This window comes from Streptomyces sp. NK15101 (assembly GCF_020400725.1).
Taxonomy (GTDB): domain Bacteria; phylum Actinomycetota; class Actinomycetes; order Streptomycetales; family Streptomycetaceae; genus Streptomyces.
Map to the genome: position 1 here is coordinate 1 of NZ_JAINVG010000078.1, position 21,399 is coordinate 21,399.

Here is a 21,399-nt window from a genome sequence, read left to right on the forward strand (position 1 = left end):
GGGGGGGCCCGGGTGCGGCCGGGCGCGGTCGGCCGTCGGGCGGGGCGGGTCGCCCTCCTGCCACGGCGGCTCGGTGCGCGGGCCGGGCCCGTCGTACAGGGCGAGCACCTCGAAGCCGTGGGCGGCGAGGACGTGGCGCAGCTCCTGGGGGAAGAGCAGGCGCCACGCGGAGCGCTGCTCGACCGGCGGGGACCCGTCGTCGGCGGTCCACACCCGCGTGCGGCGCAGCAGTTGGGCGGCCCTGTCCACGGAGAGGGTGGTGGTGGAGCGGTAGGCGGTGCCCTGCCAGGTGAAACCGTTGACCGTCGGGACGTCCAGGAGTTCCGTACGGCCCAGGAAGAACGCGCCGTTGCGCATCTCCGCGACGAGCAGGCCGCCGGGCTCCAGGGACCTGCGGCAGGACGTCAGGAAGCCGTCCAGCTGGTCGTTCGTGTGGCAGTACAGCAGGGCGCTGTCCAGGCACACCACCGCGTCGAAGGCCCGGTCCCCGAGGTCGAAGCCGTGCAGGTCGGCCCGGACGTACGCAGGACCGGGGTGCCGGTCGCGGGCGTGCGCCAGCATCGCGTCGGACAGGTCGGCACCGGTCACCGTACGGCCGGCGCGGTGCAGGTGTGCCGCGTCGCGGCCGGTTCCACAGCCGATGTCCAGGACGCGAGGGCCGGGCGGCCCGTACCGGCGCAGGCGGTCCTCGGCCCAGCGCCCGGCGAGCCGTTCGGGATCCGGGAAGCGCGCCTCGTACAGGGCGGGGTTGTCGGTGAGCAGGTTCGCGGTGGTGAAGGTCATGCGTGACGCGCTCCTCGTGCTGCCGCCGGGACGGATACGGGGCGGGCGGGAAGGACCCGGCGGCGGTGCAGCCCGGCGACGCCGGCGGCGGAGGCGAGTCCGAAGGCCAGGCAGCACGCCCACGGCAACCATGGGGCGTCCGTGCGCTCACCGGTGTCCATGGCCCAGCCGACGAGCGTGTTGCCGGCGGCGGCGGCGATGCCGGAGACGACGTAGAACAGGCCGAAGTAGGTGCCGGTGAGTTCGGTCCGGCCGAAGCCGGGGATCAGTTCCATCACGAACGGCTGGGCCAGCATCACGCCCAGGTAGAGCATCAGGGCGCCGGCCAGGACGGGCAGTGCGCGCAGCGTCGCCTCCGTGAGGCCGCCGGGGGCCGTGCCGTGCCCCGACGCGGCCATCGGCGGTACGAAGGACAGTCCCATCAGGGCGAGTCCGGCGCCGATCCAACGCGCCCTGCTGCCCCGTTCCTTCAGCGCGCGGGTGATGCGCAGCTGGAGCGAGAGGTTGGTGAGGGTGCCGACGAGGAAGACCAGGCCGGCGGCGCCCTCCCAGCCCGTGGCCCGCCGGGCGCCCTCGGGCAGCAGCAGGTACAGCTGGTTCTCCATGGTGAACATGCCGACCATGGCCAGGGCGAACGCGAGGAAGCCCCGGTTGCCCACCACCTCGCGCCAGTCGGCGAGGACGCCGTTCCCGGTCGGCGCGACCCGGCGGGCCGGGAGCACCAGGGCCTGGGCGACGGTGAGCACCGCGAAGATCCCGGCCGCCGTGAGCGCCGCGGCACGGAAGTCGACGAGCAGCAGGGCGCTGCCGAGCAGCGGTCCGATCAGGGCGCCGGTGGTGGCGAAGACGTTGAACAGGGCGAACGCCTCGGCCTTCCGCTCCCCCGCCTCCAGGGCGAGGTAGGCCCGCACGGCCGGGTTGAAGAGCGCCCCGGCCAGGCCGCTGAGCACGGACGCGGCGAGGAGTACGGGCAGTCCGTCGCCGAGCGCGAACAGCCCGAAGCCGACGGTGCGCAGGGCGCATCCGGTGATGATGACCCCGCGCGCTCCGAGCCGGTCCGAGGCCGTCCCGCCGATGAGGAACAGTCCTTGCTGGCTGAGGTTGCGCGCGCCGAGCACGATGCCGACGACGGCCGCCGACATCCCCAGGTCCTCGGTCAGGTGCAGGGCGAGGTACGGGACGAGCAGGTAGAAGCCGGTGTTGACGCCGAGCTGGTTGACGAGGAGCAGCCGTATGGCTGTCGGGAAGCCGCGTATCTCGTGCCACGTCTTCACGCCCCGGCCTCCCCGGCGCCGCGCTCGCGTACTCCCAGACCCGGGTGCCGGCTCGCCCGTACGGTGCCGTCGGCGCCGCCGATGCCCGTCCAGGGGTCGTCGGCGAGCAGCAGGTGGCCGTCGAGGTCGACCCAGCGGGCGCGGTCGGCGAGGTGGACGGAAGGGGCGATGGAGAGGGTGCTGGCGGTCAGGCAGCCGAGCATCAACTCGGTTCCGCTGCCCGCGATCAGTTCGGCGATGCGGAGGGCGGCGCTGACGCCGCCGCACTTCGCGAGTTTGACGTTGATCCCCTGGACGCGCCCGGCGAGGCGGCGGGCGTCCTCCAGGTCGACCGCGTCCTCGTCGGCGATGACCGGGAGCGGCGAGCGCTCCGCGAGCTTCGCCAGCGCCTCCGGATCGCCGGGGGCCAGGGGCTGCTCGACGGCCTCGACACCCAGCTCCGCGAAGAGCGGGAGCAGCCGCTCGGACTCCTGGGCGGTCCATGCGCCGTTGGGGTCGAGCAGCAGCCGGGCACCGGGTGCTGCGGCGCGGACGGCCCGTGCCCGGGCCAGGTCGTCGGCCGGATCCGGGGCGCCGGCCTTGAGCTTGAGGACCGAGAAGCCGTTCCGTACGAGACGTGCTGCCTGGGCCTCGGCCCGCCCCGGTGCGGTGATGCCGATGGTGCGGGCGGTCGCGGCGGAGGGCGGGGCTCCTGGGGCGCCCACGAGCCGGTGGACCGGGACGCCCGCGAGCTTGCCCACGAGGTCGAGCAGCGCGGCCTCCACGGCCGCGGTCACGGCCGGCGGTGCGGCGACCTCCCTGGTGCCCGTCCGGAAGGCTTCAAGGGCGGACTCGGGATCGGTGAAGCGGGCCAGCCACTGGGCTTCCGCGTGCAGCAGCCGCCCGAGGGTCCCGGCGTCGAGTCCGTAGTACACGCTGGTGACGGCCTCCCCGTGGCCGCGCCGCCCTTCGTGCTCGATGGTCAGCCACACGGCCTCACGGGCCGCCATCGTGGAGCGGGAGATGCGCAGCGGTTCGGTGAGTTCGAGGCGTACGGTGCGCTGACTGGTCTTCACGGGTTCTCTTCGGGGTTCGTGGCGAGTGGATCGGTGACGGTGCGGCACCGGGCCCAGCCGGTGGCCTCCACGGCCGTGGGGTGCGGGATCTCGACGGGGCGGGTGGCGGCGGTGGCCGGGTCGAGGCCGTGCGCGGCGGCGAAGTCGTCGTCGAACACGCTGCCGAGATAGCGGTGCGGTCCGTCGGGGAAGACGGTGGCGACCACGGCACCGGGGTGGACGCGGGCGGCCCAGCCGGCGACGAGGGCCACGGCACCGGTGCTCCAGCCGCCGCTGACGAAGGCGGAGCGGGCCAGCCGGCGGCACGCGTCGGCGGCCTCGGCGGGACCGACCCAGTGGACCTCGTCGAAGGCGTCGTAGGCGACGTTGCGCGGGTGGATGCTGCTGCCGAGTCCGCGCATGAGCCGTGGCCTGGCGGGCTGGCCGAAGATGGTGGAACCGGTGGCATCCACGCCGATGAGCCGCAGGCCGGGCCACTGGCGCCGCAGCGGTCCGATGATCCCGGCGCTGTGACCGCCGGTTCCGACGCTGCACACCAGCACGTCGAGGTGGTCCAGCTGGGTGACCAGCTCGGCCGCCAGGGACGCGTAACCCGCCGTGTTGTCGGGGTTGTTGTACTGATCGGGCCAGTACGCGTCCGGGAGCAGCGTCAGCAGTTCGCGCAGCCGGGCGAGCCGGGCGGCCTGCCAGCCGCCTTCGGCCGCCGGACGGTCGACCAGTTCCAGGCGGACGCCGTACGCGCGCAGCAGCTGCCGCATCGAGGGTTCCAGCTCGATGTCGCCGACCAGCACGACCGGGTGCCCGAGGGCCTGTCCGGCGAAGGCCAGCCCGATGCCGAGCGTGCCCGAGGTGGACTCCACCACGGGTGCGCCCGGCCGCAGTTCGCCGCGGTCCTCGGCGCCCAGCAGCATGGAGACGGCGGCACGCGCCTTCATGCCGCCGGCGCCGAGCCCTTCGAGCTTGGCCCAGAAACCCGGCTGCGGACACGGCAGGTCGACGGTGACGCGGGCGAGCGGCGTACGGCCGAGCAGGCCGAGGAGCTCCCGGTTTCCCGCGGCGCGCGCGGAGCCGAGGACGGCCGTGGTCACAGGGTTCCTCCGTAGCGGTGGACGGTTCCCGGACCGCCGTCCAGCCAGAAGAAGGGGTACGGCTCCGCGCACACCGCGCTGACGCCGGCGCCGATCAGGCGCGGCAGGACGGCGCTGCCGGTCTGGGCGAACATCACCAGGGGGATGCCGCGGCGCTGCGCGTGCCGGCGCAGCGGCTCGAAGCTGCCGTTGCCGAGGGTCATCCCGGAGGCGAGGACGACGTCGCAGCGCTCCAGCTCCGCCAGGGCGTCGGTGCGCACCGGCTCGCCCCATTCGGTCGTGCCGCCCTTGAGGTCGCAGGGGACGTACGAGAGGCCGCGCGCCCGCAGGGCCTCGAGCAGCGAGTTGACCACGCCGACCACGAGCACGGTCGCTCCGGGCGCGGCGTCGATCAGCTCCACCACGGCCTCGGCCCTGGCCCGGGACTTCTCCAGCGAGGTGCCGGCGGGCAGCGGGCAGGGCCGTGCGCCGTGGGCGGGGCCGTGCGGCAGGGCGTGCATGAGGTACGCGTCGAGGGCGGCGACCCGGACGGGCAGCAGCTCGTGCTCCAGGAGGCGGGCGACATCGGCGCCGACGCAGTCCTCGACGGCGCCGTCGGGCAGCTCTCCCGGTTCGACCGCGCAGGACCCCACGGCCTCGGCGAGGCGCAGGCTGAGCACTTCGTTCCGGTAGCCGGAGCCGCGCCCTTCGTGGCGCACCGCCTGCCGGGTGGTGAAGGCGACCGAGATCCGCCGGGTGCGCGGATCGGGTCCGAAGCCGCCGGCCAGCACGCGCGCGACGAGATCCTCGTACGAGGAGTCGGTGACGCGTGCGTCGGTGAGGGCGGTCATCGGGTCACCACCCGGGGGCAGAGCTGCGCGAGGAGGGCCTCGACGCGGTCACGGGCGCCCAGGCCCAGCGCGTCACCCGCCATGACGTGACCGAGGTACTCGTTGTTGCTGCCGGCGGCCTTGACGGCCTTGCCGGGTTCGGCCAGCTGGAGTTCCAACAGGCCGTCCGCGGCGCGCACGGCGTCGGCGCCGTCGACGGTCTCCAGCACCCCGTCCTCGTCCGGCACCAGGAAGCCGATCGCGGCGCTGGTCAGTCCGGTGGCGCGGCGGCGCAGGTCCGGCTCGCGGCCCAGGGCGACGTCCACGCAGGCGCCGGCGAGGTCGATGCCGGTCACGTGACGCACGAGTTCGGTGATGCGGTTGCCGGCGGGCCGGGGGTTGACCTCGACGACGCGGGGCCCGTCGGCGGTCAGTTTGATCTCGGTGTGGGCGACGACGCCGTCGAGGCCCAGTGCCTTGAGCGCCCGTCGCGCGGTCTCCTCGGCGGCCCCGGTGTCCGCCGGATCCAGCGCGGCGGGGAACATGTGGCCGGTCTCGATGAACGCGGGGGCCCCGCCGACGCTCTTGTCGGTGACACCGACGACGTGCACGGCTCCGTCGTACGACACGGTCTCGACGCTCACCTCGGGGCCGTGGAGGAGTTCTTCGAGCAGCACCACCGGCTCGCGGCGCTGTCCGCGGGCGTTGACCGGGAAGGCGTCGAGCGCGCGGTAGGCGTGGGTCAGCGCGGCCTCGTCGTCGACGCGGCGCACGAACATCCCGGCGCACAGGTCCACGGGCTTGAACACCAGCGGATATCCGATGTCCCGGGCTGCTGCGGCGGCCTCCGCCCAGTCCGCGCACACGGCGAACCGCGGTCCCGGGAGCCCCGCTTCGGCCAGGACCCTGCGGGTCGCGTCCTTGCGGCACGCGTTCTCGACCGCCTCGGGCGTGGGACCGGGCAGCCCCAGGCGCCCCGCGATCCGCGCGGCCGTCCGGAGGTAGTAGTCACAGGAGGTGATCACCCCGTCGAAGTGCAGGACCCGATGGGCCTGTTCGGCGAAGGGCAGCAGTGCGTCGGTGTCGTTGGTCTCGGTCGTGAGCACATGGCGTGCCGCGAGGAGGGGGTGCGCGGTGCCCTCCGGAGCCGAGCGCAGGTAGTGGTGCAGGTCACGGGTCAGGAAGGTGAATTCGTGACCGGCTTCGCGCAGGGCCCTTGGCAACAGCCTGCTCATGGACCCCACCCAGCTCTCGACCACCAGCAGATGAGCCACAACATCCCCTTCTCACAGTGCGACTGAGGTGTGATCGGTCGTGGGGGCAGCGCCGGACAGGGCGCGCCCGCTTGACCGAAGGGGACCTTATCGATAATCGTTTTCATTGTCACCTACTGGTGCGTGACTTCTCCGCGTGCGAGACGCACGCCTGCCGCCGTGCGCCCCACCGAGCGCGAGGGTTGCGCACCGCCACGCACTTCAGGAGGTTCGATGAACCACCCCCCGCACCCGCCCTACACCGTGCGCCCCGCCGGCCCGGCCGATGTGGAAGGCGCCCGCCAGGTCATGCTCGACACCTTCTACGGGGACTTCGGGTACGGTTACGTGCCCGCGTGGCACCGCGACGTCATCGACATCGAGCGCACCTACCTGAACGACCCGCGCCACCTGCTGCTGGTCGCCGTGCACGGCGACCAGGTGGTGGCCACCACCGGAGTCCACTCGACGGGACCGGCCCATCCGCCGCACCCGCGCCTGCTCGCCGAGCGCTACCCCTCGGGCACCACCGCACAGCTCGCCCGGGTCTACGTGCGCCCGGAACACCGACGGCACGGCCTGGCACGCACCCTCGTGCGCCGGGCATGTGCCTTCGTCGCCGAGACGCCCGGCTACGACAGCATCTACCTCCACACCAACGTCGACGTCGAGGGTGCCGAGGCGTTCTGGCGCGGCATGGCCAAGGAGGTCTTCGACGCCCGTACGACCGGAGAACACGGTCCCGGCGTCGGCACCGTGCACTTCGAGATCCCGCTGCCGTAGCGCGGCCGGCCCGGGACGTCGACACCACGAAGGGGCACACGCTCCATGGCACGAACCCCGACGGCCGCCGAAGCCGCTCCGTGGGTGGATCGCTGGGAGCTCCAGCAGCAGCACTACGCCACCGCCCGCACCGCGCGCCTCCACGCCGTCGTCGACGTGGTCGCCCACGCCTGCCGCCACCACCGCCGGCCCGTGATCGCGGACCTCGGCTGCGGCCCCGGCTCACTGGCCGCACGACTGGCGGACCGACTGCCGCACGCCCACGTGCTGGGCGTCGATCACGATCCTTTCCTCCTGGCGCTCGGCCGGGCGGTGCACGCTGCTGCCGTCACGTTCGCGGACGAGCGCATCGGGCCGGGACCGTGGACGACGGCGCTGTCCGGGGACGGCCCGCTGGACGCGGCGGTCTCCACGACCGCCCTGCACTACCTGCCGCGCGCCGAACTCGCCGTCGTGTACGAACCCTCCTCCGACCCGGCGGGGTGCTGGTCAACGCCGACCGCCTCTTCCAGAGCGACGCGGCCGTCCGTGAACTGGCCGCCGCGGCGGGGCGCGGGCACAGGGCCGGCTCGATGCCGGTGTGCCCGGACGCCGGGGCCAGACCGCGTGAACCGTGGTGCCTCCACCGGTCCGGCGACTCCCCCTGACAAGGCCTGTCCGAAGACCGTCGTGTACGAGTGGCTCGCCGACGGGTGAGGCCGGGAGCCACCCCTTGTCAGGGGATCACCGACAGGGGGTGTGCACACCCCGGGGCAGCCGGTGCGGGCCCCACGGACCGCACCGACTATGTCACCTCGTCGAGTCAGGCCGGCGGGAGGGGACCTCCCAGCGCTCCCTCGCCTGCGGGCAGGTAGTCGGCGACCTCCTTGTGCGAGGCGCTCCTACGCAGGCCGGTGGTGCGCGCTCAGCTCGCGCGGGACTGTCCCTGTGTGCGACGGGCGTCGTCGAAGAGCTGTCGCCAGGAGACGACATCGGGCCTGCGGCGCAGCAGGGCGCGGCGTTCGCGTTCGGTCATGCCGCCCCACACGCCGAACTCGATCCGGTGGTCCAGGGCTTCCGCCAGGCACTCGGTGCGCACCGGGCAGCCGGTGCACATCGCCTTCACACGGCTCTGTTGCGCGTTGCCCTGGACGAAGAGCTCCTCCGGATCGCCCTTCCGGCAGGCCGCGTGCTCACTCCAGTGTTCTTCCCCGCTCGGCACTTGTGTCCCCCCTTTGAGGTCTGGTCCTCCGACGAGCCTATGTCGTTTCCTTCGAGCCTGGTTGACGCGCGGAGGGCCACTACGCGCCGGCCGGTCGACTCCGGTCCCGGGCGGCTGCGGGTTGTCGTCCACCCGCGTTGCCGTCTTCGGCGGCGGAGCGCCCTGGCTCCTTCCGCGGGAGACCAGCGGCTTCCACCGGCTGCAGTGCTGCCGCCCTGAAGGGAGGGCGGCGCACCGGTCGGCTGTGAAGCCGACCGCCATGGGAGGGCTTTGACGTCGGTGGGGCGCGAGGCATCGTCCGAGGGGTATTGCAGGCTTTGCCTCCCGGGCACGGTCTGCGGCAAGTAGCATCCGGCAGCAATACCCATCCCCCATGAGGAGTGTGGATTGCATGGCTGAGGAGCCGGTCGACACCTCGATCCAGAGCAAGTACGCGGAGCAGCTCGCCGCTGATCTCGCCGCCAACCAGGCCGAGCAGGCCACTCTCGCTGTTCGGCTGAGCCGGCTGAGGGAGGAGGAGAAGTGGCTCGCCACGACGTTGGAGTCCCTGCCGGGGGTCGTCGGGGGTGAACCGGCGGCCGTCGCCGGGCCGGTGGGCGACACCGTTGCGTCCGGCGACGGTGCGCAGGAGGCGGCCGTGCCGCAGCCGAGGACGGAGAAGGCCGCGGACACCGCTTCGGTGAAGGAGGCACCGGCGAAGAAGACCGCCGTGGCCAAGCGCGCCGCCAAGAAGGCGCCTGTCACCAAGAAGGCTCCCGGCGGAAAGGCCCCGGCCGTCGAGGGTGCTGCGGTGGCGAAGAAGACGGCGGTGAAGAAGACGGCGGCCGGGAAGGCGATGGCCGGGAAGGCGTCGGCGGCAAAGGAGACGGCCGTCAAGAAGACGGCCGCCAAGAAGACCACGACGGCGCAGAACACCGTGAAGCCGACGGGCCCCACGCTCGGTGAACTCCTCAAGGAGCTCCTCGCCCGGCAGCCCGGTGAGCCGAAGAAGGTCAGCGAGATCAGCGCCGAACTGAAGGCGGTCCACCCCGAGCGCGCGACGTCGGACCAGGTCGTCCGCAACACCCTGGAGAGGCTGGTGGTGAAGGACGGACTGGAGAAGGACACCCGGCAGGGCCTCGTCCTCTACACCTGGCCCACGGCCCAAACCCCCGCCGCTTCCTCCACCGCTGTCGCCGCCGCGGAACAGCCGAAGGACGAGGCGCCCACCGAGACGGCCTCGGCCGGAGTCTGAACAGCGCGGCCGCAGGAAGCCACCGAGGCGTGAGCACCACAGGTGGCCGGGCAGCAGAAAACCGACCAGGAGCTGCCCCCTGCGGCTGCGCATCCGGCGTCCACGGGGCCGGGGCGTGATCAGCCTTGGTTCCGTTCGAGCGGGCGGTGACCGCGACGAGCGAAGTCCGAGGCGGGCGAGCCCTGTTCGTTCGCGTACGCCTCCCGGCGCGCTGCCGTCCACTCCCACGCCCCGGTCGGTGGGGAGGGTCATTCGAACCGTGCGGCGCTCGGGCTTCGGCGCGCTTTCGACGACCCGTGCCGTCGTGATGTGATGCCGGGTCACCCCGTACGACCCGAAGGCTACGGCACGGTCAGCGCCCACCACTCGCAAGCCAGTGGGAGGTGGCGCCCGTATCGGACAGCCGCTCCTACTCGTGCGTGACGTCGCAGCCGGTGTGGACGCACCGGATCGGCCAGTTGTCCGTCCGAGGCCCGGCGACAGCGACCGAAGTGAGTACACGTACTCAGGTATCGTCCGCCGGGCTTCTCCATGCTGGGGGGCGAACGCCGGATCACTTCAAGGGGACACTCATGGACCACGCCATACAGCTGCGCGCAGCCACGCCCAGTGATCACGACTGGATCCACGAGCTGCGGCATCGGGTGTACGCAGAGGAGCTGGGCCAACATCCGGTGCATCCGTCCGGGCGGTTGAGTGACGGGCTCGACGGCGACAACGTGTATCTCGTGGCCGCACGCGGGGAGGCGCGGATCGGTTTCGTCAGCCTCACCCCGCCGTGGGTCGGTCGCTACTCGCTGGACAAGTACCTGACGCGCGAGGAACTGCCGGTCCTGTCGGAAGAGGCGCCGTTCGAGATCCGTGTCCTGACCGTCGAGGAGCGCTGGCGGTCCACCATGGCGGCGCCGCTCCTCATGTACGCGGCGCTGCGCTGGGTCGCGGCGCGGGGCGGCCGCGAGGTGGTGGCGATGGGACGGACGGAACTGCTGGACATGTACCTCGCCGCCGGGCTGCGGCCGGTGGGGCGGACGGTCCGCTCGGGCGCGGTCTCGTTCGAGGTGTTGAGTGGTTCCGTGGCCGAGCTGACGAGGACGGTCCGGGAGCGTCACGGCCGGACCTTGGAGAGGCTGCGGTCGGGCCTCGACTGGCGGCTGGACGTGGAGTTCGCGCCGCGCGCGGACGGCTGCGAGCACGGCGGCGCCTTCTTCTCCGCGATCGGTACGGACTTCCGGACGCTGACCCGCCGTCACGAGGTGGTCGCGGCCGATGTGCTGGACGCATGGTTCCCCCCGTCTCCGAAGGTCCGCGCGGTGTTGTCGGAGGATCCGGGGTGGGCGGCGCGGACCTCGCCGCCGACGGGTGCGGAAGGGCTGCTCGCGGAGATCGCCGGGGTCCGTGGGCTGCCGGTGGAGTCGCTGGTCGTCGGGGCGGGTTCGTCCGATCTGATCTTCCGGGCGTTCGGCCGGTGGCTGACGCCGGAGAGCCGGGTGCTGCTGCTGGATCCGAGCTATGGCGAGTACGCCCATGTCACCGAGCGGGTGATCGGCTGCCAGGTGGACCGGCTCCGGCTGCGCCGGGAGGACGGCTGGCTGCTCGATCCGGCCCGGCTCGCCGCCGCGACCGGAAGCGGGCGGTACGACCTCGTGGTGGTGGTCAACCCGAACAATCCGACCGGCCGTCACGCTCCCGCCGACGCGCTGCGCGCGGTGATCGAGGCCTCTCCCGCGCGGACCCGGTGGTGGATCGACGAGGCGTATCTGGGCTATGTCGATCCTGCGGAGTCGCTGGCCGGGCTCGCCTCGGTCGATGCCCGGGTCGTGGTGTGCACGTCGCTCTCGAAGATGTACGCGCTGTCGGGAATGCGGGCCGCGTATCTGGTGGCCGACCCTGACACGGCCGGGGAGCTGCGCCGCTGGACGCCGCCGTGGCCCGTGAGCCTGCCGGCCCAGCTGGCCGCCGTGACGGCGCTGCGCGACCCCGGGTACTACGCGGAGCGCTGGGCGCGTACCGCGGTGCTGCGGCGGGGGCTCGCCACCGGACTTTCGGAGCTCGACGGCTTCTCCTCGGTCGACGAGGGGGTGGCGAACTTCCTCACCGTGACCCTGCCGCCGGATGGACCGAGCGCGGCCCGGCTGGTGCGTGAGTGCCGACGCCACGACGTCTACCTGCGGGACCTGTCGCCGATGTCCCCGGCGTACGAGGGACGGACCGTCCGCGTCGCCGTCCGCGACACGGCGGAGAACGCGCGGATCGTGACGGCATGCCGGAGCGCCCTGGACGCGCTGTGCGAACGGGCGACGGTGGCGGCGGGCGTGCCGGGCGGCCGGGTCTCCCGGTGACGACGGTCCCTGATCTCGTGCCGTACCTCGGCGGGGCGCTGGCGGTCGGCGGGCTCGCGGTGGCGGCGACCCGGCGGCGTGAGCTGATGGTCCGCTGGTGCGTGTGGGCGCTCGGCGTACCGGTGGTCACGGGCGCGTTCTGGCTCGGGCCGCCGGGGATCGCGGTGCTCGCGGCCGTGGTCGGGGTGGTCGCGGTGGCGGAGTTCGGCGGGCTGCTGCGGCTGGGCCCGGTGGACCGGGCGGTGCTGGGCGCAGCGGTCGTCGGGCTCGTCCTGACCGCCTGGCTGGCCCCCGAGGAGGTGCTTCGGGTCGGGGCGGTCGGGGCGCTCGCGATCGCCGGGGTGCCCCTGCTGTCGGGCGACGCCGAGCACGGTCTCCGCCGCCTGGGGGCGGGCCTGCTCGGGCTCGTGTGGCTGGGCGTCCTGGCCGGTCTCGTCCCGTCGGGTGCGGTGGGCCTCGTCCTGTTCGTGGCCGTGTCGATCGCCGACATCGTCGCGTACGGGGCCGGTCGCCGTCTCGGCGGCCCCCGGCTCTCCGCGCTGTCGCCCGCCAAACGGTGGAGCGGCACGCTGGCCGGGGCGGCGGCCGGTCTCCTGGCACTCGCCGTGCTGTCGTCCCTGACGTGGCAGACGGCGGTGGCCGTGGCGGTCGGCGGGCCGCTCGGGGACCTGCTGGAGTCGATGGTCAAGCGGGGCGCCCGGGTGAAGGACGCCGGCCGTTGGCTTCCCGGCTCCGGTGGTCTGCTGGACCGTATCGACTCCCTCCTCGTCGCCCTGGCGGTGCTGCTGGTGCTGGGCTGAGCGGGGTCCCTCTCAGGGGGTCCGGCATTGAGGATCGCCGTCACAACCGTCGTCCCGTGCTGGATGGCGGCACGGTCCTACGCAAGAACGCACCGACGCAAGAACGCGCCGGCGCTGAGCTGCGTCGAGCAGTCGACACCGCCCGGCGCCGGACGTCTTGCCCTGGAGACCCTGCTCTGCCAGAGCGGTGAAGGCCTGCGGTCCGCCACGTGAGAGACCGTCTTCGACGCCCCTGCGCGGGCCGCCACCACCCGGTGGCGGCCCGCGCTGTCGCGTGTCCGAGTTCCTGGACCCATCCCGGACACCCCCGCAGGGGTGAACTCTTCCTCGCGTACGCGTAGGCGTCTTACGAGCCGGTGTGATTGCGGTGGAGGGGCGCCGTCCCGAAGCCGGCGGCGGGGCCGGGAAGCGCGGCCTGGGCGGGTGCACGAGGCGGCCACCGCACGCGGTGACGGCATCACCGTCTGCTTCCAGGACTTCCCGAAGGCGGAGGTGTCTCCGGACGGCGGGTACCTCGGCCCCGGACGCGACCACCCCGGCCAAGCGATCACATCACCTGGAGATACGAGCCGCCGGGCAGGCGGTGTGGACGACGCCGTGGTCGACGGCGTAGGTGTCGGAGATAGAGACGGGGACGGAGATAGGGACGGGGACGGGGACGGGCTCCAGGGGAAGAGTCCCCTGTCGGCCCGGCTGATCTCTCCGATCCGGGGTAAGCGCCTGAGACGCAACGAAGATCAGCTGTTTCCCACCCGGAAGGAAGAACCGCGTGACCCGGACCCCGCCGCAGCACAGGATCCGCACGGTAGGCGTGGAGGAGGAGCTGCTCCTCGTCAGCGCCCGGACCGGCGAGCCGCTCGCTCTGTCGTCCGCCGTCCTCGCCTCGGCCGCCGGGGACGAGGCGGGGGACGTCTTCGAGAAGGAGCTGCACCAGGAGCAGCTGGAGTTCGCCACACGTCCCGTCAGCGACATGGGCGCCCTCCGGGAGGAGATCGTCCGGTGGCGCGGTGAGGCCGGTCGTCATGCTGAAGGCGTCGGCGCCCAGGTCGCCGCGCTGGCGACCTCGCCGCTCGCCGTGCAGCCCTCCCGGAACCTCGGGCGGCGGTACCGCTGGATGGCCGACCAGTTCGCCCTGACCGCGGAGGAACAGCTCACCGGCGGATGTCACGTGCACGTCTCCGTCGAGTCGGACGAGGAGGGCGTCGCGGTCCTCGACCGGATCCGTACGTGGCTGCCGGTCCTGACCGCGATCAGCGCCAATTCGCCGTACTGGCAGGGGAAGGACACGGGATACGCCAGCTACCGCAGTCGGGTCTGGTACCGCCTCCCCTCCGCGGGCCCGTACGAGCCGTTCGGCAGCGCGGCCGGCTACCACGCCCGCGTGCACGACATGCTGGGCACCGGGGTCCTGCGCGACCAAGGCATGATCTACTTCGACGCCCGCCTCTCCCACAGCTTCCCCACCGTCGAGATCCGCGTCGCCGACGTCTGTCTCGAACCCGACACGACGGTGCTGGTGGCCACCCTCGCCCGGGCCCTGGTCGAGACCGAGGCGCGTGCCTGGCGGTCGGGAGAGCCCGTGCCCCGCGTTCCGGTCGAACTGCTCCGGCTCGCGGCCTGGCAGGCCGCCCGCTCGGGACCGGAGGGCCCGCTGCTCGACCCTCGGACGCTGCGACCGATCCCGGCGGCGGCGGCCTTCGACGCCTTCGTCGCGCACACCGAGGACGCCCTGCGGGAGACCGGCGACCTCGACCGGGCGCGCATCGCCCTCAAGAACCTCCTGGTACGGGGTGGAGGGGCCCGGCGTCAGCGCGACCTTTTCGAAAGCGGGATGGAGCTCGGCGAGGTGGTCCGCGCCTGCGCCCGTATCACCACGGAGGACGGCGCCCCGGAGGAGTAGCCGAGGACGGCACCCCGCAGGAGCAGCTTCCGAAGCCGGTCCCCCTCCTCTCCTCTGGTTCCCCCTCCCGCCTTCCGCGTGAGCGGCAAAACCTCCTGGCGGGCATCGGGATCACCGCCGACACCGCCCGTACGGCCGCCGCCACGGGCCGCCGCAGGCTCGCGGCCGGGGTGTCGCGGTGGGGCGAAGCACTGAGCCTGAGCGACTCCGGCTCGGGCCGGTCAGACGCGCCAGGTGCGGATGCGGTCGGCGGCCTGGTAGACGGTGGCCTTGCCGGCCTGGATGTCGCGGACGAGGTCGACCATGGCCCCGTACGGGGGGTCGATGCCTTCGCCGGAGGCGTGCATGTAGGCGGCGGTGACCTGGCAGGCGTACAGGCTGTTGCGGTGGGGCAGCGGCTGCAGGCGGATCAGGGTGTGCAGGAGGGCTGCCGCGCGCCAGGCCGGGTCCGGGTCGGCGGTGGTGGGGCGGGGAATGCGGGTCTTGTGGCGGGCGACGGCGGCGACCAGGGCCGAGTAGTCGGCGACGCTGACGTCTTCGGGAACGGCCTGCTCCTGGACGTCCAGGAGCCAGGGGACGTCGATGTGGAGGATCATCAGGCGGCGTCCGCCCCGTGTTCCCGTCCGGTGGGCGGGATCTCGTCGGGGAAGGCGTCGTCGAACTCGGCCCGGTGCGTCTCGCCCCAGGAGACGGCGTAGCGGACGAACTGCCGGCGCCGGCGCTCGCGCAGGGGCAGGTCGTGGACGTACTGCTTGAGGGACTTGCCTTCGGCGGCCGCGGCGGCGCGGACCTCCTCCAGCTCCTCGTCGGTGAAGGTGACGTTCAAGGACGGCATACCCCTGATGGTACCTAGTAGGTACCTGGACAGCCAGGGATTGCGGCCCGCACACGGCCGCCCCGTCCCCTCCCGGGCGGGTGCGCCCATGCCCTCTGGACCATTGGCCCATGCCGCACATCGCCCCTGCGCCCCGCACGCCCCGCAGACCCACAGCATCCGCTGGACGAGCTCAGCAAGCACGCCTCCCCGACCGGGTTCCCCTCTGCCCGTGTCACTCCACCGCCGAGCTCACCGCGCCGACCGCATGAGACGCCCGCGGCGCGCAGGCCGGTCAGGCAGATGTCCGCGGTCTTGTCGCACCGGGTGGCAAGGCCACGCGCCGCATCACTTCCGCAGAGACCGGCTGACCGGGCCCCACTCCCCTGGGGCCGACTCGACCCCGTGGTCGCGTAGGCGGGGACCGGGTTCTGGCACGGGTCTCCTGAGAGCAGCGGTCAGGAAGGCGAGGGGTCCGACTCGTCCCACTTCCATCCGGTTCGAGGGAACTGTTCGAGCAGAGCGGAGAAGGACGCCGCCTGGTGGATGGCCGAAGACCAGTTCTCCGCGGAGACATCGAGCGTCACCAGAGGTGGGGTTTCCTGACGAAAGTCGTAGGCGAGCAGCTCGCGGCCTCCGTCTCCTCCGATGACGACGGCACCAGGGAAGCGGCTCTGGAATTCTCCGGCCTCATTGATGCCGATGAGCTCCTCCAGCGCGTCGATCACGAGGAAGTCGTCAGCGGGAGGGACGAACCGGCTCAGGCTTCCCGTAGTGGCCAGGAAGTCCCGGTAGTCCTGGGGAAACCGGACTCCGAAGTGGTGCTCGACCTGCGCGATCCGGTCGTCGTTCGAACTCATGGGGCAGTTCTATCAAGGGTGGAGTCCGTCTGGTGGCGATGGCGGTCTTGTGCCGAAGTGAGGAGAACGCGTTTGCGGAGTCCGGGGAGCCTGACGCCGGCAGCAGCTGCGGCGGTGCGCTCTCCGGCTCGCAGGGCGAGCGAACGGCAGTCCGCCCCCTCCTGCAGTGACCGCCCGGGGCCGTCCCCGCGGGCCGGGAACGGCTCCTCGGAGTCGGGCCAGCGCGCGCCTCGCGGCGTTGTAGCCGCACATCCCGTGGGCGCCGGCGACGTAGTTCTCGTTGTGCCGGCTCAACTCCGTGGTGGAGCGCGCGGACGTGGCGAGGATCCGGTCGCGGAAGCCGGGGGCGAAGTGCTCGATCCGTGCGGTGATCGCCTCGGTGGCGTCGCCGGTGTAACCGGCCGGCACATGGGCGTAGGCGTAGAGCGGGTGGACGTTGCCGGTCGACCGGGTCTCGTCGGCGAGGTACTGCTGGCCCACGAGCACGAACGGCCGCTCGGGCATCCGGCCCGCGGCCGCGTCCCGCTCGGCGGCCGCCATCTCCGCCAGGTCGGCGCCGAGGTGCACGGTGCCGGCCGCGCGCGAGGGCCCGTGGGCCCATGGCACCCCGTCTTCCACGGCGAAGTCGACCTTGAACGCGCCCGGGCCGTGACGGTACCGCGTGTACGCGCGACGTACGCGGTGCGGCATCCGCTCGCCCGCGATCCGTGCCGCTGCGGCCGGCGAGGTGTCCGACATGATCAGGTCCGCCCAGCTCAGCTCGTCGAGGGCGGTCACCCTGCGGCCGGTCTCGAACCGTACGCCGTACTCGGCCGCGCGGTGCGGGATCGCGTCCCGGATCGCGGCCGATCCGCCTTCGGCGACCGGCCGGCCGAAGGCGTGCGCGGCCGCGGTCAGGGCGACGCCGATCGCCGACGAGACGAGCGTGTCCAGGGGGCGCAAGGCGTGTGCGGCGGCTCCCGCGAACAGTGCCCGTGCCCCCGGCGTACGGAATCGGCGTGCCGTCAGAGTGGCCGGCAGGCCCGCCGGCACGCCGAACCGGGCCAGTAGGAGCGGGTGGTGCGGCAGGTGCAGCACCGGCCGCAGGAACTCCTGGCTGATCGCCGCGAAGTGCTCCGCGAGCGGCCCGAACGTCCGCTGCCAGCTGCGGCCGCCGTCCCCGAGCCCGGCAGCCGTCTCGGTCACCGACCGGACGGCGATCGCGCCGCGCCCGCCGTCCAGCGGGTGCGAGAACTCGGCGGAGGCCCAGCGCCAGGTCAGTCCGGCTCCGGCCAGGTCGAACCGCTGCGCGAAGGGCGAGCACGGAGCCAGGGGGTGCATGCCGGAGCACTCGTCGTGGATCAGGCCAGGCAGGGCCAGCTCGCTGGATCGGGTGCCGCCGCCGAGGGCGTCCGCGGCCTCGATGACGCGGACCCGCACCCCGGCCGCGGCGAGGGTGAGGGCGGCGAGCCCGTTGGGCCCGCCGCCGACCACGACCGCCGTCGTCAACCGGGCCCCGGCCCCGGTCCGGTTCCCTCGGCTCGGCGGCGACGGCCGACGCACAGGCCGCCGCCGCGGCCCCGGGAGGCACCGTGACACCGGTTCACGCGGCGCTGGGCGCCCCGGGGCAGTGGACCGGGCGGGGTGGGCCCCGGGGCAGCGGACCGGGCGGCGGGCGTGCGTCAGATGCGGTGCACGGTGTGGAGCTTCGTGGCGTACGTGCCCGTGCCGTCCAAGGTGGAGGAGCCCGCCAGGTCGGACATGGTCGGGCCGTTCCCGGTCTTGCGGCTGGAGAGGAAGCGGCGCTTGCCGTTCGTGTCCTTGCCCAGGTAGATGCCGACGTGGTCGACCGTGACGGTCGGTTTGTCGTCGCCGGAGTCGGCGTTGAAGAGGACCAGGTCACCAGGCTGCAGCAGGGTCGCGGTGGGCGGGGTGCTGCCGGTCGTCTGGTCGATGCGGGTACCCGGGGCGTAGTCGACCATGTCGCGAGACCTGCGCGGCAGACGCGTCCTGGAGGTGTCGGCTCCGGCCGCCATCGGAACCTTGTGGTGGTAGCCGAACACCATGCGCGTGTAGCCGGAGCAGTCCAGATTGCCGACCTGCTTGCTGGACGGGCCGGTGTAGGTACCGTCCGGGAAGGTCCAGCCGGAGTTCATGTACTCGTGGAAGTCGGCGCCCTCGTAGCGGTTGCCCTGTGCGTCGAGGTAGCCGTAGCCGGCCTGCCCGAGGACCTGCTTGCCCGCCGCGGTGCCGGCACCCGCGGTCACGGCGGCGGCGCCGGGGAGGAACATGGCGGCGTAGGCGAGGACGTCGGGCGCGGTCGAGCCGGCCCAGGAGCGGATCCGCGTCTCCAGCGCCGGCGTCCAGGTGCCGTCGAAAGGCTCGTCCAGGACGCGGACCCAGTCGGTGTGGGTGACGGTCGGCAGGGTCTCCCACGTGGCGGCGGTGACCTCGAAACGGCTGACGGTCAGCTTGATCGGCAGGTTGGTGCAGCCGTCGTTGGCGAGGGCGCGAAGGCCCACCCGGCCCTTGCCGAAGGTGGCGTCGTCGACCTGGGCGGTCCAGGCGGCCGGCTCGGCGCTGTCGGTGCGCCAGGCCTTGGCCTGGATCCTGGTTCCTTCACGGCGGACCCGTATGGTCCAGTCGGTGCCGGCGGCGACGCCGGTGGCCAGGGAGACCGGCGGTACCAGCTGCGTGACGGCGTCGGCGACCTCCTTCTCGACACGGAGCTCGACGGCACCCGTGGTCGTGAAGGACAGCCGGGCCCGGTAGTTGTTGTGCGAGTCCTGGTAGCCGAAGGACAGGGCGTACGAGCACGCCTGGCCGGTCGGCACCTTGTCGAAGCCGGCCACCGAACGCACGTCGACGTCAGTGATCTCCCCGTCGCGGATGCTGGCGTGGCGGCTCGCGTAGTCCGTGGTCAGGTTGATGACGCCGGCACCGGGGGTCACCGAGTAGTCGGAGGCGGCGCCGCCGAGGGTGGTCCACCCGCCGCCGCCGGGAGCGGTGCCCCAGTACACGCGGTCGGCCTCGGGGAGCGTCAGGTCCGGCAGGGTGCGCTGGAAGTCGTCGGTGAAGGGCCGCTTGTCCTCGGTGAAGGTGCGCTCGGGACCGGGAAGGAGCACTGTGCGTGCGCCGTGCGTCAGCAGCGCGACACGCTTGCCGCCGGAAGTGACCTCGGTGCGGGCAGGAGTACCGGACAGCACGGTGGTGCTGAGTGTGCCGAGAGCGACGGGAGTGAACCAGTCGGCGCCGAGGTCGGTGATGGTCACCGCGGAGCGGGGGGTGGTGAGGCCGGACGCGGTGCCGGCGAAGGGGGTCGAGGCGGGAACCGCGGTCGTGGCGCCCGCCTGCGCGGCACGAGCCGGGCCGGCGGTCAGGGATGCGAGGGGAACCGCGGCGGCGGTGGCAGTCAGCGCGGTGAGCAGACTGCGGCGCGAGGTGTTGGTCATGACGACATCATCCAAACGCCCGTCAACCACGTTCCACCGGGGCCGACAGCAGCGGCGAAGGCCCCTCTTTGATGCTGATTCCGCCGATACGGGCCAGAGAACGACCATCCGGAGGGCTGGGCCACCGGCCGGGCGGCTTGAGCGGAAACCGACGGCTCGGACGCGCGATGTTCCTCTGCCCGTGCCGAGCGGCGGTGCGGGCCGTGCGGACGGCCCGGCCGGCCGGAGGTGGTCCTGCCCGTCACAGTGGGTTCCGCCAGGTGCGCCGTGTCCTCCTTCGGCTTGTCGTCCTCCGCGTCGGTGTCGACGACCGCGCCGCCGGAGACCTCGCCCAGCCTGTTCCTGAGCACCGTGGCCTCCGCCAGGTCCACCGCGCCGCGTACGGGACGCGGGACTTGACGAAGGCCGCCACGTCGGCGATGGCGTAGTGCACGCGGTACCCGCCGCCGGATCTCCGCTCCAGGTGCACGGCCTGGTCGAGTTCCCCGCGTGTCCGACCGTCCACCGAACGGTCGGACACGCTCTCGGGCGATCCGGATGACGCGTGGCCCGAGCGCGGCTCAGAGCTTCTCCAGCCGTCCACGGGCCGCTTCCACGGAGCGGCCGCGGCGCAGTTCCTGTTTCCAGGGGTCGTCGCTCTCCAGGCGCTCGTCGATGGTGGCGAGCGTCCAGCGCCGCGGGGTGAGGTCGGGATCGTCCAGTTCGCTCCAGCTCAGCGGTGTGGCGACCGGGGCGCCGGGCAGGGCGCGGACGGCGTAGGGGGTGACGGCGGTCTGGGCGTAGGCGTTGCGCTGGACGTCGAGGTAGAGCCGTCCCTCGCGGGCCTGCTTGCGCGCCGCGGTGGTGAGCTGCTCCGGGTGCCGGTCGGCGAGCAGCTCGGCCAGGTCGCGGGCGAAGGCGCGGACGGTGTCGAAGGTGGCACGGCCGTCGAGCGGAACCAGGACGTGCAGGCCGCGGGAGCCGGTGGTCATCAGGGCCGCGGGCAGATCGAGTTCGTCGAGCACCTCGCGCAGCGAGGCGGCGGCCTGCCTGACCGGTTCGAAGTCCTCGCCGGACGGATCGAGGTCGAAGACCAGCCGGTCGGGGCGGTCGGGCCGGTCGGCCTTGGACAGCCAGCGGTGCGGGGTGATGCACGCCTGGCCGGCCAGGTAGAGCAGGGTGGCGAGATCGTCGCAGACCGGGTAGGTGACGGAACCGTCCGCCTTGGGCAGCTCCCAGCGATGGATCCAGTCCGGGAAGTAGTCGGGGGTGTCCTTCTGCATGAAACGGCCCCCGCCGATGCCGTCGGGGTGGCGCTCGAGCATCAGCGGACGTCCGCGCAGGTGCGGCAGGATGCGCGGACCGGCCCGGCGGTAGTAGTCGGCGAGGTCGGCTTTCGTGATGCCCTCGCCGGGGAAGAGCTCTTTCTCGGCCCGTTTGATCTCGACGGTCCGACCGCTCACGCGGATGTCGGCGGTGGTCATGAAGTGCCTCGCTCACGGATCTCGGGGGTGGTCATGAGGTGCCTCGCTCGCGGGTGACGTCGGGGGCCGTTTGTCGTCGCGCAGGCCCATGGACCGGGGATGGCGCAGTCGGCCGGCGCCGGTCCACTCCGTGAGGCCGATCTGGGCGACCAGTTCGGGGCGCACCCAGTGCGCGGCCCGCTCCCGGACGTCGTGGCCGGTGCCGGCCTTCCCCGCGTACCGGAGTCGTTCGCCCTCGTGGTGACCGCCCAGCAGCGCGCCGAAGCCGACCCGGCCGCCCGCCGGTTCGGTGAGGCCGCCGATCACCAGCTC

Annotated in this window: 20 protein-coding genes and 1 pseudogene; 6 read left to right on the forward strand and 15 right to left on the reverse strand. The window is 72.9% G+C overall.

Annotation, left to right across the window (positions count from 1 at the left end; genetic code table 11):
* From K7G60_RS30290 to K7G60_RS30315, 6 genes are all read right to left on the reverse strand, one after another.
* A partial coding sequence (locus K7G60_RS30290; protein ID WP_225804168.1) for a class I SAM-dependent methyltransferase occupies positions 1-783 on the reverse strand: 783 nt, incomplete at its 3' end.
* Positions 780-2,057, reverse strand: a complete 1,278-nt coding sequence (locus K7G60_RS30295) for an MFS transporter (protein ID WP_225804169.1) — start codon at positions 2,055-2,057, stop codon at positions 780-782. The genes K7G60_RS30295 and K7G60_RS30290, both read right to left, overlap by 4 nt.
* Positions 2,054-3,112 (reverse strand): enolase C-terminal domain-like protein, encoded by a 1,059-nt coding sequence (locus K7G60_RS30300; protein ID WP_225804170.1) that lies wholly within the window; start codon positions 3,110-3,112, stop codon positions 2,054-2,056. Before K7G60_RS30300 ends, K7G60_RS30295 begins: the two co-directional genes overlap by 4 nt.
* Positions 3,109-4,200 carry a cysteine synthase family protein gene (locus K7G60_RS30305; protein ID WP_308082609.1) on the reverse strand — a complete coding sequence of 364 codons (1,092 nt, stop codon included), beginning with the start codon at positions 4,198-4,200 and terminating at the stop codon, positions 3,109-3,111. The genes K7G60_RS30300 and K7G60_RS30305 overlap by 4 nt, the downstream gene beginning before the upstream one ends.
* Positions 4,197-5,030, reverse strand: a complete 834-nt coding sequence (locus K7G60_RS30310) for a Rossmann-like domain-containing protein (RefSeq protein ID WP_225804171.1) — start codon at positions 5,028-5,030, stop codon at positions 4,197-4,199. The genes K7G60_RS30305 and K7G60_RS30310 overlap by 4 nt, the downstream gene beginning before the upstream one ends.
* Positions 5,027-6,283, reverse strand: coding sequence for an ATP-grasp domain-containing protein (locus K7G60_RS30315; protein WP_225804172.1), 1,257 nt, complete (start codon positions 6,281-6,283; stop codon positions 5,027-5,029). The genes K7G60_RS30310 and K7G60_RS30315 overlap by 4 nt, the downstream gene beginning before the upstream one ends.
* Positions 6,284-6,496: 213 nt before the next feature.
* Between K7G60_RS30315 and K7G60_RS30320 the strand changes: the two genes are divergently transcribed.
* Positions 6,497-7,045, forward strand: a complete 549-nt coding sequence (locus K7G60_RS30320; protein WP_225804173.1) for a GNAT family N-acetyltransferase — start codon at positions 6,497-6,499, stop codon at positions 7,043-7,045.
* Positions 7,046-7,090: 45 nt separating this feature from the next.
* A complete protein-coding gene (locus K7G60_RS30325; protein WP_225804174.1) occupies positions 7,091-7,741 on the forward strand; it encodes a trans-aconitate 2-methyltransferase in 651 nt (216 codons plus the stop codon).
* Between the two features lie 208 nt (positions 7,742-7,949).
* Here the strand turns inward: K7G60_RS30325 and K7G60_RS30330 are convergent, their stop codons facing one another.
* Positions 7,950-8,246 carry a WhiB family transcriptional regulator gene (locus tag K7G60_RS30330; protein ID WP_225804175.1) on the reverse strand — a complete coding sequence of 99 codons (297 nt, stop codon included), beginning with the start codon at positions 8,244-8,246 and terminating at the stop codon, positions 7,950-7,952.
* 391 nt (positions 8,247-8,637) lie between these two features.
* Between K7G60_RS30330 and K7G60_RS30335 the strand changes: the two genes are divergently transcribed.
* Positions 8,638-9,480 (forward strand): hypothetical protein, encoded by an 843-nt coding sequence (locus tag K7G60_RS30335; protein ID WP_225804176.1) that lies wholly within the window; start codon positions 8,638-8,640, stop codon positions 9,478-9,480.
* An 88-nt stretch (positions 9,481-9,568) separates the two neighbouring features.
* Here K7G60_RS30335 and K7G60_RS39520 read toward each other — a convergent pair.
* A pseudogene (locus K7G60_RS39520) lies at positions 9,569-9,716 on the reverse strand (HNH endonuclease); the annotation flags it as partial.
* Between the two features lie 336 nt (positions 9,717-10,052).
* On the opposite strand from K7G60_RS39520, the gene K7G60_RS30340 reads away from it, so the two are divergent.
* The 3 genes from K7G60_RS30340 (at position 10,053) to K7G60_RS30350 (ending at position 14,519) form a co-directional block, all read left to right on the forward strand.
* Complete coding sequence (locus K7G60_RS30340; protein ID WP_225804177.1) at positions 10,053-11,819, forward strand: histidinol-phosphate aminotransferase family protein; 1,767 nt, start codon at positions 10,053-10,055, stop codon at positions 11,817-11,819.
* On the forward strand, positions 11,816-12,619 hold the full coding sequence (locus K7G60_RS30345) for a phosphatidate cytidylyltransferase (protein WP_225804178.1): 804 nt from the start codon (positions 11,816-11,818) through the stop codon (positions 12,617-12,619). The genes K7G60_RS30340 and K7G60_RS30345 overlap by 4 nt, the downstream gene beginning before the upstream one ends.
* 796 nt (positions 12,620-13,415) lie before the next feature.
* Positions 13,416-14,519 carry a glutamate--cysteine ligase gene (locus K7G60_RS30350; RefSeq protein WP_225804199.1) on the forward strand — a complete coding sequence of 368 codons (1,104 nt, stop codon included), beginning with the start codon at positions 13,416-13,418 and terminating at the stop codon, positions 14,517-14,519.
* A gap of 221 nt (positions 14,520-14,740) precedes the next feature.
* On the opposite strand, the gene K7G60_RS30355 is transcribed toward K7G60_RS30350, so the two are convergent.
* From K7G60_RS30355 to K7G60_RS39280, 7 genes are all read right to left on the reverse strand, one after another.
* Complete coding sequence (locus K7G60_RS30355) at positions 14,741-15,115, reverse strand: toxin Doc (RefSeq protein WP_225804179.1); 375 nt, start codon at positions 15,113-15,115, stop codon at positions 14,741-14,743.
* Complete coding sequence (locus K7G60_RS30360; RefSeq protein ID WP_225804180.1) at positions 15,115-15,354, reverse strand: hypothetical protein; 240 nt, start codon at positions 15,352-15,354, stop codon at positions 15,115-15,117. Before K7G60_RS30360 ends, K7G60_RS30355 begins: the two co-directional genes overlap by 1 nt.
* 437 nt (positions 15,355-15,791) lie before the next feature.
* Complete coding sequence (locus K7G60_RS30365) at positions 15,792-16,193, reverse strand: SMI1/KNR4 family protein (protein ID WP_225804181.1); 402 nt, start codon at positions 16,191-16,193, stop codon at positions 15,792-15,794.
* A 12-nt stretch (positions 16,194-16,205) separates the two neighbouring features.
* Positions 16,206-17,681, reverse strand: a complete 1,476-nt coding sequence (locus tag K7G60_RS30370; RefSeq protein ID WP_225804182.1) for an NAD(P)/FAD-dependent oxidoreductase — start codon at positions 17,679-17,681, stop codon at positions 16,206-16,208.
* 173 nt (positions 17,682-17,854) lie between these two features.
* On the reverse strand, positions 17,855-19,624 hold the full coding sequence (locus K7G60_RS30375; protein WP_225804183.1) for an NlpC/P60 family protein: 1,770 nt from the start codon (positions 19,622-19,624) through the stop codon (positions 17,855-17,857).
* 560 nt (positions 19,625-20,184) lie between these two features.
* Entirely contained in the window at positions 20,185-21,087 is a 903-nt protein-coding gene (gene ligD / locus K7G60_RS30380) for a non-homologous end-joining DNA ligase (RefSeq protein WP_225804184.1), read from the reverse strand.
* A gap of 12 nt (positions 21,088-21,099) precedes the next feature.
* A complete protein-coding gene (locus K7G60_RS39280; protein WP_225804185.1) occupies positions 21,100-21,393 on the reverse strand; it encodes a hypothetical protein in 294 nt (97 codons plus the stop codon).
* Between the last annotated feature and the right edge of the window lie 6 nt (positions 21,394-21,399).